This is a genomic window from Acinetobacter sp. YH01024 (assembly GCF_013420195.1).
Taxonomy (GTDB): Bacteria; Pseudomonadota; Gammaproteobacteria; order Pseudomonadales; family Moraxellaceae; genus Acinetobacter; species Acinetobacter amyesii.
Genome location: NZ_VOYQ01000001.1, coordinates 51,654 through 67,134, shown reverse-complemented (window position 1 = coordinate 67,134; position 15,481 = coordinate 51,654). Strand labels below are relative to the sequence as shown.

The following is a 15,481-nucleotide window of genomic DNA, read 5'->3' as shown; positions in this document are numbered from 1 at the left end:
AGATGCCCCAATAAGCCCTTATATCAAAAGATATTAGGGTATTTTTGTCACCTGAACTTTCATTACAGTTTTGTGACAATTAACTAAGAAAAGGGCGATCAAATGAATAAGCGTATGAAATACTTTGTAGAAGGTATGATAGCTGCTTTTGTATTAGCACCTCGTGTTCCTGTAAAGGCGGTTGAGCCTGTTTCGATCAAAGAGCATGTACCAGTTGGTAATGCTTCGAAACACTGGGAAGTGGTTGGTAAAAGAATGACATCCGGAACCAAGCAGATTTCATGTGAACTCAAAACCACCCACCCTGAACTTAATTCAATCTAAAAGTCTCTTAATTCATGTCACAACACAATAGAACAAAGCGTGGCGTTGCAACAAAAAATGGCAATGATGTTTCGGTAGCTCTCGAAGAGGCCGAGAGTTACTCTCCGTATCCACCCCCTGAACTCGTAAAAGCCTTCGAAGAAATTCAACCGGGTTTAGCTGGTCGTTTAATGCAAATTGTCGAGAATGAGCAAAAGATTAGCCATGAAGTGGCTCGCCATCAAATGGTGGAAAACAGCCGAATTAATACAGCTAATATTGAGAACCAGAAGAATAACTCCAAGTTATTTTTTCTTGGTTTAGTATTTGGTGTTCTCATTGGTCTTGGGATTCTCTGTGTAGCAGTCTACGCTTTGTATAGAGGTTATCCATGGGTAGCTACAGCTGCTTTCTCTGCATTGGGTATTATTTTAATGATCCTTGTATTGCGAAAAATGCCATCCACAAGTGATTCGGGTACAAAACCACCTCAAAACCAGTAATCAAACCACTCTTCGGAGTGGTTTTTCTTTTAGTTGTATATACTTTTTTCAAATAATTGAGTAATTTATCACCTTACTTTTAAGGGGGTAATATGAAAAAATTATTAGCAATCGGTACTTTATCTTTAATTTCATCTTTGGCTTCTGCTGACAGAGCTATCATACTGCATTCTGGCGAACCATTACCAATGGGTTCAAAAGCAGAAACCACGTACAACAAATCAACCACCAGTGGTGTTGGATTTAATGGGCAGATGTCACTTGCAGGTGGTTATGCGGGATCGAAAATTGGCTCAAGCGAATTTGGTGGGGATGAGCGTTTTAATGGATTCTTTTTGAATGCTGGAACATATATTGCGCCTAAAACATCATTGTATATGGAGTACGCATTCCAAGATGCTTCAGAAATGGATTTTCACGAAATTTCGGCTGGGTTGCAGTATAAGGTCTTAGAAAATCAAAACAACTATGCTGCGGTTGGTGCTGGCATTGGGTATGCGTGGCTAGATGAGAGCGCTTACGATACTGACTTTGATGCCAATGTATCAATAGATCTTACTTATGTAACCCTACCAATTCACTTTGAATTGGGGCATAAAGTTAACAATAATCTAGATGTTTTTGGGAATGTGGGCTACAAGTGGCTTATTAATGAGGACGCAGAAGCTTGTGTGGCTGGGCAGTGTATCTCAAGCAATAGCTCGGATTTAAATGTTGACGGCGTTACCTACAAAGCCGGCATTCGATATAACTTCTAAAAGTAGAACCGCCCAAGTGGCGGTTTCTTTTTGTGCAGTAAATTAGTATCTTGTTCTAAATTATAAATTTGGGGTGGGGTATGGAAGACTACTTGGGTAAGGCTGCCAGTGAAAAAAAAGCAGCCAAAATAGCAATAAAAGAAAAAAGGTTTGATGATGCTTGGAGACATTTGAGTAATCAAAAAATATTATACCTCAAGCACGCTCACAGGGAGCGGTTCTCAGCAATACATACGCTAGTTATAGACTCTTCGCCACATGAGGATATGGCAAATATTTTAAGGCTAGAGGGAAGGCATCTAGAGGCACTACAACATATCTCTTATACTTATGCGACAAATTTTAAAGCAAAGCGCCCACTAACCACCTTGGAGAAAAAGCTATCCACCTACCACAAAAGGGCTGACATTAATTCTACTTTTAGTGCATTCTCGAACAACCTAAAGAAAGCTCAATCAGTGGACTTCGTTTCAATAAGGGATTTGGTGAAATAGTATGAAAAAAATCATTTTATTGGTCTTATTTCTTTTAAGTGCATCTTTGCAAGCACAAAAAATATATGTGTCCAATGATGCCAATAATGACGCCTCATCAGATAGAGAAGCGCTAATAGAATTAAAATATAAAACATATCGTCCAGAGTGGTCACCCTTAGACTGGAACTATAGTTGTTCCAGAGATAAGTTTAGTGGCAAAAAGAGTTGCTCTTTAAATAAATCTCACAGCAATATAATGGTTAGTATTTTTGATGGTCGCTATAGTGTTTATGTTGGGCGAAATCACTTTCCACACACTCAAAGTGCCATAAAAATTGATAACAATGCTCCAATTTATGGCTATGAAGGATCGAGCAACACCCCGCAAAAAGTTATTGAGCAATTGAAAAAAGGGAAAGTTGCTTACACACGATATAAAGAATGGCCTTATGAATATAATCAAGATGGTGAAACCGACTTAACTGGATTTACTGAAAAATACAATGAAATGCTAGAAGAGTACAAAAAGCTCTAGTCAATACAATCAAACCAACCTCGCTTTATGCGGGGTTTTTTATTGCCTGCAGGAACGCAAAATGACCACACAACTAAGCCGTTTAGTGATTGAGATTGACTCCCGCAATGCTTTACGCAACGCACAAGCCATTGGTAGAGAGCTTGAAAATATTGATAGAAACGGTACACACGCGTCGCGCTCTATGGATAGTGTGTCTGTAGCTACCCGTCAACTTGCTGGGCACATGGCAGGACTACTAACTGTAGGTGCGGCAGTAGCAAAAATGGATGCCTATACTGGCATGCAAAATAGGTTGAAACTAGTTACAGATTCGCAAGAGCAATTAAATCTAGCAATGAGTGATACTTTCGTTATTGCTCAAAAGTCCTACCAATCATGGGATTCTGTGATTCAGGTTTATCAGCGCTTTAGTGATAATGCGAAAACACTAAAAATTGATATGGCTAAAACAGCCGAATTAACAGAAACAGTTTCGAAAGCTGTTGCAATTTCAGGTGCAAGCACTCAAGCAGCTGAAGCAGCATTAACTCAATTTGGTCAAGCGTTGGCCTCTGGTACATTGCGTGGTGAAGAGCTCAACTCGATTCTTGAACAAACGCCAGCTTTAGCCAAAGCAATTGCTCAGGGTATGGGTATTACAGTCGGGCAACTCCGCTCTGTGGCTGCTGAAGGTAAAATTACTGGTGAAGTCCTTGTTGATGCACTAACAAAATCAAAGCAATCAGTAGATGAATTATTTGCAAAAACCGATGTAACAATAGGTCAGTCGCTTCAGCTGCTAAGCAATGAAGTCACTAAATTTACAGGTGAAGCTGGTAAAGCTTCGGGTGCTGCAACGACCTTAGCTAGTGGCATTCAAATACTAGCTAACAATCTTGATGCTATTGCAGGCATTGCGGTGGTTGGCGGTGTGGCTTTGCTAACCAAGACTATTGTTACTCAGACAGTGGCGATTTATGGTTCGGTCACCGCATCAATGGCTCGAAGAGCAGCAGATTTGGCAGCACTAGAGTCGCAAGTTCAATTGGCTGCGGTGGAGGTGCAACGTACTCGTCAAGTAGCAGCATTAGCACTTACTGAAATCAATCTAGCTCGTCAGGAGCTTAATAGTGCCACAACGCGCCAAGCACGTGCAGCGGCAACCATGCGATTGACTCAAGCTGAGATTGCACACAATATTGCCGTTAAGCAGAGCACAGCAGCCGTAGTAACTCAAACTGCTGCTGAAAATGCACTAAATGCTAGTCGTTCACGCGGAGCAATGTTGCTTGGTTTGGTTGGCGGCCCAATTGGTGCAATCACAATCGGTGTGGCTGCATTAACTGCAGGCTACATGTATCTTCAAAAACGCACAGCAGAAGCAAATGCAAAACTTGAAGAACAAGGCAAGGTAGCTGAGAAGACCAAGGAAGAACTTTTGGCTCTAAAAGGTGTTCAGCTTGATGTTGCTAAAGATGATTTGGCGGCATCATTTGAAGACCAGAACGACAAATTGAATAAGTTGAACTTGTCGTTTAATGGATTTATTCGCACAGTTAAAAACGCGAATGCTGGCAATAAAGAGGTCCGTGAAATCTCAGATCAGGTGCACAAAGGATTGATGTCACAAGCTGATGCTATCGAGAGATTGAACAAACTAAAACTATTAACACCTGAGCAAAAATCCCAAGGTTTGGATTTAATTAAGAGTTACGAGGAGGCTAGGGTAAAAGCCCAGCAAAATGCAGATGCTCAAAAAACTTTAGGTCAGCAGGTTACTTTATCTGGTAATGCTGCATCTAATGCCGTTGGTAAAGTAAATGATAATACCAATGCTATGTATAACAATGCTGATGCAGCGAACGCAGCAGCAGATGCACAGTCTAAGTATATTTCAAACCTGCAAAAGGGTGCCGCACAAACAATTATGACCAACAAGCTAATTGCTAAAGGTTGGGATATTGAGCGTGCAAAAATGGCATCACAAGCAGCCTTTGAAAATGGAGGGAAGGTTTCAGCAAAAGATATTCAGATTATTGACATGAATATTGCTGCAAATAAAAAACTACAAGCCTCTGAGGATGCAATTGCTAATGCTAAAAGAGAGTCAGCCAAAGCATCCAAAGCGACTCTATCTCAGCAAAAAAATGGCGCTAAAGAGACTGAGCGTTTGGCTGAGGAGCAATTCAATCTCAGAGAAAGTATTTACTACAAAAATGCTGATCGAATTTTAAAAATCGAGAAGGATTTGCAGAATGAAATTGCTGATATTCAAAAAGCAAACTTCAGCCCTAAAGATACAGCTGGTTATATTGAAAACGCCAAGTATCGCGCTGAACTAGAGAAGAAACTTTATGTTGCGCAACTTACCGAAAATGTGAGTGCATGGAACCTATCAGAAGAGCGCAAGTTGGAGTTGAAAAAGACAGTTAACAACTTGATGATTCAGCTTGATAGCGACATGAATGATGATTTTAAAAATCAAGCCCTTCAGTCGGCAGAAGATCAATACCAACACGAACTCGGCCTCATCAAACTTGCCAAAGAGCAGCGCATCTTCCAAGCTGAACAGGCGATGTATTCAGAAATGGATGTTATTAGAAAGCGATATGAACTGGAGCGAGAGGAAATCATCAAGACTGCGAATATTTCTGATGGAGAAAAGGCCCGCAGGTTATCTGCATCTCAGTTTAATCAAAAACAAGATGAAAGCGATTTAACAAAATCACTTATGCGCGACTATATGGGTGTAATGGGTTTTGAGGAAAATCCTTTAATCCAGCAATTCGAGGTACTTCAAAAAGCTCGTGAAAATGACTTAATTAACGAAGAGGAGTATCAGAACGCCAAGTTGCAACTACAAGCAAAGTCCACAGCAAGTTATATGGAGGGGATGTTTGGTGGTTTTGCTGAACTGGTGGATGAAAACTCTAAAACATATGCTGTGTTGTTTGCAGCACAGAAGGCTTTTGCTGTAGCACAAGCTATGTTGAATATTCCGCAAGCATACTCAAAAGCATATGATGCGGTTGTTGGCACTCCTTATATTGGTCCATACATAGCTCCAGCAATCGGTGCGGCAGCAGCTGCATTACAGGTTGCTCAAGCAGCAAGTATTAAAAATGTTTCAATGGGGAGTTTTGCCACTGGGGGTTTCACTGGTAGTGGTGGCAAGTTTGATCCAGCGGGCATTGTACATAAAGGCGAGGTGGTTTGGTCGCAAGAAGATATCAAGCGTTGGGGTGGTGTGAACGTGGTTGAGGCAATGCGTACATCACAACCACCTAAAGGGTATTCTGACGGCGGCCTAGTAACCCCTAGAGACACTTACCGTGTCGGCATGGGTACTGTGGATGCGATTGAACGTGGCGCAAACGTGCAAGCAGAAAGGCAGGCTCAGGCGAATGTAAGGGCTGGTGCGGGAGATCAGCAGGCCCAGCAGCTCACAATCATCAATCAGGTTGACCGTGATGACCTTGTAGGTGGGTATATCCGCAGTCCAGTTGGAGGGCAAACAGTACTCAATTTGATTAAAGCGAATCCGTCTGACTTTAAAGCAGCACTGGGTATTGCGTAAGCCCGCTTTTGTGGGCTTCTCCCTATATTGGCGGCTCAGGATAAATAATTTTTAGCTAAATGTATAAAATATAAGTAAATGTATGTATCATTCGCTCTGAATTTTGCTTATATTATTTTCAATGGCTAAGAGATTCCCTGGAATTAATGATGCTTGGACAGCGTTCTTGCTGTGCTTGATTGTGCATATGTCACTACCGTTGCTACCATTGGTGGTTGAGTGGTTAATCACAGGGATATTAACCAAGAGTTCTCTTACTATCACTATTGCTATCTATGCAATGACTATAGGTGCATCTTCAACAAATTCAATTATTGCTATTATTTGTATTGTGATTGGGATTATTTTCTCAATGCTTTATGGCGTAACATTAATCCAAAATACTTATCAGTTCCAAGTTGATACAATGCTGATATCAAAAATTGCTTTAGCAGTGATTGTTATTCCGCATATTATTGAAAGATATAATAGACATGTTGTTGACTTGCAGCCGTTTAAGATTTTAGGTCAAAAGTAAGGGGGATTTATGGAAAATATTCTACTATCTATCGCTCAAAATACTGACCTGCTAGGCATTATTATGTCTATCCTAACAGGCGTGATGATTGGTCTCGCAATTGTGTCAATTTTAACTAGTAGAAGGATGTATAAGAGCCGAAAGCAAGCTGAGGCTTTATACATTGAATCATTACTTAAAAATGAAGAGTTTGTTAGTTACATTACTAGTGCGGATAAAAAAGAACATGTTCTTGAAATTTATCCAAAAAAAAATATGGTTGTTGTAGATGGGGAGGATGTATTTGTTCATGTGTTTGAAACATTAGACAAAAATATTCAGAAGCAAATTGAACCAGCATTGTTTCAGCAAAATACAAGTAGCCGCAGTGCCTACATGAATAAAGTTGTGCATGAGGCTAGAAAAACACTAAATGCAAGACATTCGCATTGCTAAACAGTCAAGTAGATAAAAACCGTCCTTTTGGGCGGTTTTTTAATACCTAAATTTTGAGATCAATATGAAAATCCAAACAACACTTTTTGGCGAATTGATATTGCTCACTGAATGCACGCTGGTCGGATCGTCTGAATCACTGGCATTCAGTACATATATGTTTGAATCACACAACGGCACAGAGCAGCGCACCGCATTGCGTGAAACTGCAGCCCAGTTGCTCAATATCGATTATGTGGCATTAAGAAAAGCCATGGCTCAGAATTTTAATATGCTTTATGGCGGCCTGCGCTTAAAGTGGGCTGTGCCAGTGGACATAGAATGGCAGCGCATACCCGCCGCATCGGGTGATTTTATTGCCTGTAATACTGGAATTTATGATTATCGACCAGATTCGCTTGCATTAATCAAAAAAGGCAATGAGCGTATTGTTGTTGAAATTCAAGAGGTGCGTAGCGATGGACTCAAGCTGTATCAATCGATAGATCTGCAAAATTTTACAATATGCCCACTTCGAGTGGGCTTTTTGTTGGGCGACGTTTCAGCACCGATCAATGCGGTTTGGAGTCAGCCTAAACTGCAATTTCAGGTGCTGGATGCGCCTTATAAAAATGCTCCGGCGCCAGTGCAGTTTCTGGGTCAAGATATATATTTTAAGCGCCTTCTGCTTGAGGGGGATTCACTGAATGTTACTGTGCTGCAGCACCAAACTGTAGTTGATTTTGGCCTTGGCCCGATTGACCAGCACACAAATTGGCTGCATGCAAAATATGGCAAGCCGATGCGCTCATTGATGAAAAATCAACAAGAACTATTTGAATACCGCCAGTTTCTGTTTAGACGGCTCGGCATGTTTAGATCATTCTGGCTTCCGACTTTTGAGCGTAATTTCTATGTAAAAAGCATAGGCAATGTAGCTGCTGTACTGGATGTTGAATCTAACCAGTATTTGGAGTTTGCTGCGCATCGCAAGCATATTGCGATTAAAGCAAATGACATTTGGACTGCACACACAATCACTGCTGCAGTAAAAAATGGTGTTAATACGAGACTGACCATTTCACCAGCTCTGAATAAGCCTGCGGCAAGCATTCAAATGATCTGTTATTTGGGCCTACATCGCCTAAATAACGATTCTACTGATATTCAGTACAAGGGCGGAAATATCACTGAATCTTCAGTTTCAATTTTGGAGATAGAGCCATGATGCAATTTTTTAAGCGAGTGCTGGGCAATGGTCGCGAAACGATTGCCCGACGTGAGCTTTATCTGTTTAAAACCGGTGCTGTGGTTCGTGCTTATACCAATGGTGATGCATTTATTGAACACCTGGGCTATTCATTTGAGCCGCATGTCATCAAGCGTGGTCGGCACAAATCAGGCACAACACTTGAAAAAGAAGTCATGGATATTGAATTTTCTTTACAGTCAGAGCTTGCACAAAATCTCTCACGCTCTGAACTTGAAGAGTTGACGACTGTTGAAATGTTTGCGTATGAGGGCACAACATTCAATCAATTCTGGTCAGGCCGTTTGGTCAAAGTGAAGCCAAATAGTGACGGCATCAAGCTGCAGTTTGAAACTGAATATACAAAAGTGGGCCGCAATGCTGTTACGCGTAAAATTCAGGGGCCGTGTCCGTATCGCGTATTCAGTAATGAGTGTCAACTGAATAAAGATGATTATGCAGTAAAAACTACAATCAAAAGCATTGATAAGTTGAGTGTTGTGCTGCGTGATCTTGAGTCGTACGCAGACAATTACTTCAAGATTGGAATGATTGCAGATCCAACCGGTGTCTTGATCACTATTGATGAAAGCAAGCAGAATTCGCTGATTCTGAAGCGCCGTTATGACAGCTTCTCTAAATATGTGATCGAAGATGTTCAGCTTGCAGCTTTGTTTGCAGCCATTGATGAAAAACAATTGGCTTTTGATACGGCTCAAACTGAATTGATTAACGCACAAGAAGACTTAGTAATCAAAACACAAGCTGAAATTGACGCACAAACCGTAGTTGATAACGCTGGTCCTGATGATCCAAATTATCAAGATTTGATAGATGCGCTAGCACTGGCGCAAGTTGAAAAACTGCAAGCCGAAACGGTAGTTTCAGACAAAACAGCAACGCTTTCTGTGACTGAAACCGAATTACAAGCCACAAAAGATGCAATTCCATATGTAACGCTCTACCCCGGCTGCATGCGCACACCGACAGCCTGCAAGGCCTACGGAAACATGCCAAATTATGGCGGCTTCCCTTTTGTGCCGACCGACAACCCACTTGAGCGGCAGGTGATCTAGCGATGAATTTACTGATTTATGCAGCAGTTGCCATGGTTGTTTCGCTGATTGTCAGCTTTGCGATGATGCGTGGCCAGCAAAACAGAATGTCAGCACAAGATGTGGAGGTTACTACTGCCGAAGAGGGGGTGACCAATAAAGTAGTGCTAGGTACGCGTGATGTGAAGGGTAGTGTGGTGTGGTTTGGTGATCAAAAAAGTCAGGCGATTAAGAAATGAGAATTTATATTCGACATATGCGAGCAGCTGGGTATTGCAGGAAAGAGGGTGTAAAGCCCTTTTTTAATGCCAGAAATTGGGATTGGCAAGACTTTTTAGCAAACGGAATTGAGGCGCAAAAATTGATTGATACAAATGATGCGATGGCTTTAAGAGTCGTAGAGATAGCAAAGGTGGAAGAAAATGAGCAGCGGAAAGAAACAGACAGTTGGGTATAAATATTCTGTCGGATTCCATGCCGTGCTTGCACATGCGGGTGCATATCTGCGCAGAATTTGGGTGGAAGACAAAGAAGCATGGTACGGCGGGGTGGGTAATGAATCTAGTAGAATTTCAAAGCCTTACTTGTTTGGTGGTGATGACTCTGGTGGTGGTGTTGCAGGCAATTTTAACTATTACATCGGCACACCAGATCAAAAGCCTGACCCATATCTTGAGTCGGTTCTAGGTAAGGGGAATGTACCTGCGTACCGTGGCGTTAGTTCTTTTGTTTGGAAGCAGGGTTATATTGGCAATCAAAACTACATGAAGGATTGGAAATACCGCATTTCACATGTTGGCGGCATTAACTCTAATATCACCAATGTTCCTTCAAATTTTGTATTTGCTTTTGACTGCTCAAAATCACTATCAATGCAAGACTTTGTGCGCTTAAAGAATACACTTTCAAGTATTGTTAATACCTTAGTTTTTTTTAAAGAAACTTACTACAACTGTGTTTTAAATGTTCGCATTATCGCATTTGACGCAACTGTGACCTATAAAGATTTTATTGATTTTCAGGTCAGTGATGCGGGTGAATTTGGGGATTTTATTGCATATAAAGACCAGGTGAGTGGCAATTCATTTTCAGAAATGATGATCACAGGGTATTCATTTTTTTCTAAAAACGCAGAAGCGACGCGCAATACATTTGTCATTATTGCAGATGGGAAGGATGTTAGAGCATCGCATACAGCAACAGCGCAGAGCCACTTCAACGCAGTTAAGCATTTTTGTTTATACACTCAGTTTATTGCGAGCGCCAACAATGCTGATTTACCGCACCATATTGCTTTGTCAAGTTTAGACAATACACCGGAAGACAATTGGGTGCGTGAAGATGTCAAGCTAGGTGGCGGATTGTTGTGTCCGTGGATTTGGACTGATGATGGGTCTACATTAATTAATGAAGAAGCGTGGTTTGGTATTCGCACTGGTGAACCAGATATGAATCCAGCTGACATGTTATGGCTCTGCATCACAAATGCCCAGTGGGGATTAGGTCAACCTGAATCAATGCTTGATAAAGATTCATTCCTTGAAGCTTGGCGTGTCTTAAAAATTGAAGACATGTATATGAGCATTGTTTTTGATGATGAGGGGCAGATTCAAAACATTATTAATCTAATTTGCGAGCATATTGATGCGTCTTGTTTTGTTGATAAGAAGACAAATAAATGGACGCTAAAACTGATTCGCGATGACTATGAAGCAGAATCTTTGGTTGTGCTAGATGAGTCCAATGTGCGTTCAATTTCAGATTATGAAATTCGTACTGCAGCAGAGCAGGTCAATCAAGTCACTGTGACATACTGGAATAAAGAAACCGGTAAAAATGCGACATCAACCGCACAAGATCCCGCGCGTATTGCGCAAAACGGTTTAGTGAATAAGCCTGTTGAATACGATGGCTTTACCAATGCAGCCACCGCATATCGTGCGGCAGAGCGTGATTTGCATGCGCTTTCTAGCCCACTGAAATTAGTTACTTTGAATGAAGTGCATCCTGATTTTGGCCGCAAGCTGTCTGTTGGTGATGCTTTTACTTGGAACTGGAGTGCGCATGGCGTTACTGGTGCGGTTATGCGTGTTAAGTCTATTGATTATGGGGATGCGCATGATCTCAGTGTAAAAATTGAAGCGATCGAGGATGTATTCAGCACGCCGATGAACTCGGTAGCACCATATGTGCCACCTGTAGAAAACCCTGCAATTCAGCCACCGCAAGACAATCCAACTGTCCGTGTGATTGAGCTGCCGTATTTTGATGCTGTGCAATTAGCAAGCGAGTCAGAAGTGAATGCGGAGCTTGCTGCTGATCCAACGCTTTCAAAAGTTGCTGTGATTGCGGCGCGGCATCAGCGCAATTCAATTAATGCGGATGTGCAAACTGGGCAGGGAAGCTATAGCACAAAAGCAACATTGGACTATTGTCCATCTGCGCTTTTAAGTGCCGGTATTGACCGCATGCAGACTGTACTTTCAATTAAAGACGGCACAGATCTTGATTTGATTGAACTAAATGAATGGTTGTTACTTGATGACGAAAAGCTTGCTGTTACCGCAATTGATCTTATCGCAAATACAGTCACGGTGAAACGCGGCGTGCTTGGCACTGTTCCTGCGCTACATGCAGCAGAGGCGCGGCTGTATTTCTGCGATCAATGGCTTGCGGTAGACAATACGGACTACTACGCAGGTGAAATCGTGAATGCGAAAGTACTGACAAATACCAGCTCTGCGCAGCTTTCGGCTGCGTTGGCCACTGCTCATTTAATTACGCTAAACGGTGAAGCATATCGCCCATATCCGCCGGCGAACGTGAAAATCAATGGTGAGTATTATCCAGCTGAAATTGAAACAGACTTGGTTTTAACTTGGGTAGATCGCAACCGCTTACAGCAAACTGGTGGTGAAATCCTTGGTTGGGTTGATTGCGGTGTTCAAATTGAGCCAAATACACAAACGCATCTTACTTTGACGCAATTTGATGAAAATAATGTGGAATTAGCGACAACTAACGCAAATGTTACAGGCACCACAGGCTACACAATGCCGATTTCATCAATGCAAGCAGATGTGCGGTCAATTGAGATCACGCTGAAAACCGTGCGAGATGGATATGAATGCATTAATGCCATTGTACACACGGTCGAATTAAGTACTTTTTTTAGTGCGCCATACGACATAGTATTTACAGTGAGAAGAACATGAGTGTAGAAGTTGAATTTAATTATGTGATAGATGGTTTATTTCATTCAGTGAATTATTATCGTTCTGAAGCACCGATGAATTTATCAGCTATGCCTCCAGCGGTTGCGACCAACATAACAGGTTTTTCATATGTAGATAACACTGTAGAAAATGAGAAGCTTTATTATGTTAGATTTGGTGCTGTAAGTGCGGGTATTGAAAAAATCAGTAGTGAGATCCAAGTCAGTACGAGTACGTGGGTTGAGTATGCAGTCACTTACTTAGAACTAAAAAATGATGTTATTGACCGAGGCTTGCTCCCACAAATACATACACCAAGTAACGTAAATTTTTTGGAAGATGCGGCCGTATTTAACGGGGTAAGTTCGGCTATTTCTAGTGCAGCAAATTCAAACTTTGGTTTCGGAACTGGTGATTTCTGTATAGAGTTTGCTTATAAAATTCCATCATCAGTTACAACGGGTAGAGTGTTTGTTGATTTAGCAAAACCAACAAGTTTGTTTGGCACGTTGTTTATCTATCCAACTGCTGTTTATTTTAGACTTGGAGATACATGGATTAACACTAACACTCCGGTAAACAACAATAACTCATGGCATCACTTAGCAATGTCAAGAAGTGGGGCAAACTTAAGACTTTTTATAGATGGTACTTTGGTGAAAACATGGCCGATAGGTTCAACGAACTTTGGCTCAAATCAACCTCTATTTATTGGTAAAAACTGGGAAAATAATGTGTACGCAAGTGGATCTATTCGTAAAGTTCGAATAACAAAAGGTAAACCAGTGTATAACAGCAACTTCCAAATTACTTATCAGGTCTAATCAACGGCACCTTCGGGTGCTTTTTTTTATGCCAAAAATTAGGGGAATTTAATGGACGACTTTTCTAAACAAGTCGCTGAATCAGTAAGCCCTTTTTATACAGCCATTGCATCGTTCGTGATGGCTTTTTTAATGGCTTTATTTCGTACCGCTAAGAAACGAGGGCAGGCCGATTGGCTTGAAGCGTTTATGTGTGGATTTTTTGCAGTAGGCTTTTGGTCGCTGACAACATGGCTAGGCTTTCCTGAAATCATTTCAGTGGGTTTTGCATCAGTTGTTGGCTACAAAGGCACGCATTTCGTAAGTAAGAAAATTGATAAGGTGAGCGATGAAACTAATTGATAACTGGAAGCAGGCTTGGAAACTTAAGTCAGTACAAGTGGGCGCATTAAGCGCCTTTTTTTATGCCCTGATTTTATTCTCAGAGCAATTTTTAAATATCTGGAATGTCATTCCACAGGAACTAAAAAACAAGGTTCCTGAAAACATTGCAGAGTGGGTTGGCATCTTTATTGGTGTGGCCACAGTGCTTGCACGTCTGAAAAAGCAGCCTGAGCTACATGATGTAAATCAATTTGTGACAATTACTGCAGGGCATAGCAATGCAGATCCGGGTGCTGTCAGCGGCAAATATAAAGAAGCTGAATTGGTGCGTCAGTTTCGAAATGCTGTCGCTCACTATCTTGCAGCTGCAGGTCTGTCTTATAAAACCGATGGCGCAGGAACAATTAATCTCCCGCTTACAAATGCTATCGCATTGGCGAAAGGCGCATCGATCGCAATTGAATTCCATATGAATGCTGCGGCATCGAAACAAGCAAATGGTATTGAGACAATTGCACTTCCCAAAGATAAAATCTTGGCTCAAAAATTATCTAAAGCTGTGGCCAATGTATTTGGATCTCGGTTGCGTGGACAGGATGGTTGGATTGATCAATCAGAGTCAGCTCGCGGCAAACTTGGATTTATCAATGCTGGTGGTTTGATTGTAGAGCTTGGTTTTATTTCCAATGAAGACGAACTTGCCCGATTCAATGCGCGTTACTGGTTGGCTGCTAAGGCTGTGGCCAAAGTGCTGATCGATTATGAAAAGCGCAATTAAGGCTTTAACGCTGTGCATCCTACTATCAGGCTGCACAGCTCATTCTATTACGACGAATGTGAATGTGGGGATATGTGTGAAGGCTCTTTAAGGATGTCATCGCGGGGCAAAAGTGTAAGCAAAAGGAAGATTTTCTGTTCCTATATAAACATTAGGTAATTCTGAAATTTTATCGCATATAGTTGTATTGCTTTTATTGTCTTCGATCCACCTCTCTACAGCACCTATCATGTTCTGGCAAAAATTATCCACATCCAATGTTACCTTGTGATCATTTCGAGAAACCTGAGATATCAATGTACCTTTCATAAAACTAACAGAGGGCGCAGCTTTCTCAATTCCCTGAAGAATTCGTTGATGACTTGTTAAATTTGTGCCTTGATGCAAAAAAGAACATCGTGCTGCATAGCACTCTTTGGCGCTAAAAAGAACTTTTTCCTCACTCCATTCATCAGCAGGAATAGTATATTTCTGAGATAAATACCTATTAAACTAATCGCAATATTTATCTCCATTTGTTTTATTGTTTTGAGCCTCTATTGAGGAACAGATATCGGGTAAAGTAAGGGCCATAGCAATAGCTCCAAAATAGTTATTGGTGACCAAAGAAAGCCTTATTGAATCTAGATACTGTTGCATATTCACACTCTTATCAAAGTCATATTGAAATCACTGTTCAACATCAAAGCCCACCCGGATTCCTTCCTAAAAATCCTTCCATTCTTTATCGTGTGCTCTATGTAAAAGTAGGTCCATGTTTTCATTTTTCCATCCATTCTTTTTATTTCAAGATGAGTGATATAATAAGCATAAACAAGAAGTTGTTAGCTGTGGATAACTTTAGGATTACGCCAGTTTTTCGCCAGTTATTTATAAGTATTTGTTTTTAGACAATAAAAAGCCCCATGGTTAGGGGCTAGTCGTATCACTCGCGTGATACTCATATAAGGCTCATCTCATACTGCGTGTAT

At 41.2% G+C, this 15,481-nt stretch carries 16 protein-coding genes; all 16 read left to right on the top strand.

Features of this window, described 5'->3' with window-relative positions; all coding sequences use genetic code 11:
- Window positions 1–102 precede the first annotated feature (102 nt).
- The 16 genes from FTT88_RS00365 to FTT88_RS00290 all read left to right on the top strand — a co-directional run bounded on the left by FTT88_RS00365 (window position 103) and on the right by FTT88_RS00290 (window position 14,510).
- Entirely contained in the window at window positions 103–324 is a 222-nt protein-coding gene (locus tag FTT88_RS00365; protein WP_180004837.1) for a hypothetical protein, read from the top strand.
- Window positions 325–338: 14 nt separating this feature from the next.
- On the top strand, window positions 339–806 hold the full coding sequence (locus tag FTT88_RS00360; protein ID WP_180004836.1) for a DUF2335 domain-containing protein: 468 nt from the start codon (window positions 339–341) through the stop codon (window positions 804–806).
- A gap of 92 nt (window positions 807–898) precedes the next feature.
- On the top strand, window positions 899–1,564 hold the full coding sequence (locus FTT88_RS00355; RefSeq protein ID WP_180173574.1) for a hypothetical protein: 666 nt from the start codon (window positions 899–901) through the stop codon (window positions 1,562–1,564).
- 80 nt (window positions 1,565–1,644) lie between these two features.
- Window positions 1,645–2,058 (top strand): hypothetical protein, encoded by a 414-nt coding sequence (locus tag FTT88_RS00350; protein ID WP_180173573.1) that lies wholly within the window; start codon window positions 1,645–1,647, stop codon window positions 2,056–2,058.
- Between the two features lies 1 nt (window position 2,059).
- Window positions 2,060–2,575, top strand: a complete 516-nt coding sequence (locus FTT88_RS00345) for a hypothetical protein (RefSeq protein ID WP_180173572.1) — start codon at window positions 2,060–2,062, stop codon at window positions 2,573–2,575.
- Window positions 2,576–2,636: 61 nt separating this feature from the next.
- Window positions 2,637–6,134: a tape measure protein gene (locus tag FTT88_RS00340; protein WP_180173571.1), complete on the top strand. Its 3,498-nt coding sequence runs from the start codon at window positions 2,637–2,639 to the stop codon at window positions 6,132–6,134.
- A 121-nt stretch (window positions 6,135–6,255) separates the two neighbouring features.
- Window positions 6,256–6,651 carry a hypothetical protein gene (locus FTT88_RS00335; protein ID WP_180004831.1) on the top strand — a complete coding sequence of 132 codons (396 nt, stop codon included), beginning with the start codon at window positions 6,256–6,258 and terminating at the stop codon, window positions 6,649–6,651.
- Between the two features lie 9 nt (window positions 6,652–6,660).
- Window positions 6,661–7,086, top strand: coding sequence for a hypothetical protein (locus tag FTT88_RS00330; RefSeq protein ID WP_180004830.1), 426 nt, complete (start codon window positions 6,661–6,663; stop codon window positions 7,084–7,086).
- 64 nt (window positions 7,087–7,150) lie between these two features.
- Window positions 7,151–8,293: a hypothetical protein gene (locus tag FTT88_RS00325; protein WP_180173570.1), complete on the top strand. Its 1,143-nt coding sequence runs from the start codon at window positions 7,151–7,153 to the stop codon at window positions 8,291–8,293.
- Window positions 8,290–9,390 (top strand): phage BR0599 family protein, encoded by a 1,101-nt coding sequence (locus FTT88_RS00320; RefSeq protein ID WP_180173569.1) that lies wholly within the window; start codon window positions 8,290–8,292, stop codon window positions 9,388–9,390. Before FTT88_RS00325 ends, FTT88_RS00320 begins: the two co-directional genes overlap by 4 nt.
- Before the next feature lie 2 nt (window positions 9,391–9,392).
- A complete protein-coding gene (locus tag FTT88_RS00315) occupies window positions 9,393–9,608 on the top strand; it encodes a hypothetical protein (RefSeq protein ID WP_180113475.1) in 216 nt (71 codons plus the stop codon).
- Window positions 9,605–9,826, top strand: a complete 222-nt coding sequence (locus FTT88_RS00310) for a hypothetical protein (protein WP_180004828.1) — start codon at window positions 9,605–9,607, stop codon at window positions 9,824–9,826. The genes FTT88_RS00315 and FTT88_RS00310 overlap by 4 nt, the downstream gene beginning before the upstream one ends.
- Entirely contained in the window at window positions 9,792–12,584 is a 2,793-nt protein-coding gene (locus FTT88_RS00305) for a phage tail protein (RefSeq protein ID WP_180173568.1), read from the top strand. Before FTT88_RS00310 ends, FTT88_RS00305 begins: the two co-directional genes overlap by 35 nt.
- Window positions 12,581–13,408, top strand: coding sequence for a LamG domain-containing protein (locus FTT88_RS00300; RefSeq protein WP_180173567.1), 828 nt, complete (start codon window positions 12,581–12,583; stop codon window positions 13,406–13,408). Before FTT88_RS00305 ends, FTT88_RS00300 begins: the two co-directional genes overlap by 4 nt.
- 51 nt (window positions 13,409–13,459) lie before the next feature.
- Window positions 13,460–13,750 (top strand): phage holin family protein, encoded by a 291-nt coding sequence (locus FTT88_RS00295; RefSeq protein ID WP_180173566.1) that lies wholly within the window; start codon window positions 13,460–13,462, stop codon window positions 13,748–13,750.
- Window positions 13,737–14,510: an N-acetylmuramoyl-L-alanine amidase gene (locus FTT88_RS00290; RefSeq protein WP_180173565.1), complete on the top strand. Its 774-nt coding sequence runs from the start codon at window positions 13,737–13,739 to the stop codon at window positions 14,508–14,510. The genes FTT88_RS00295 and FTT88_RS00290 overlap by 14 nt, the downstream gene beginning before the upstream one ends.
- Window positions 14,511–15,481: the final 971 nt, after the last annotated feature.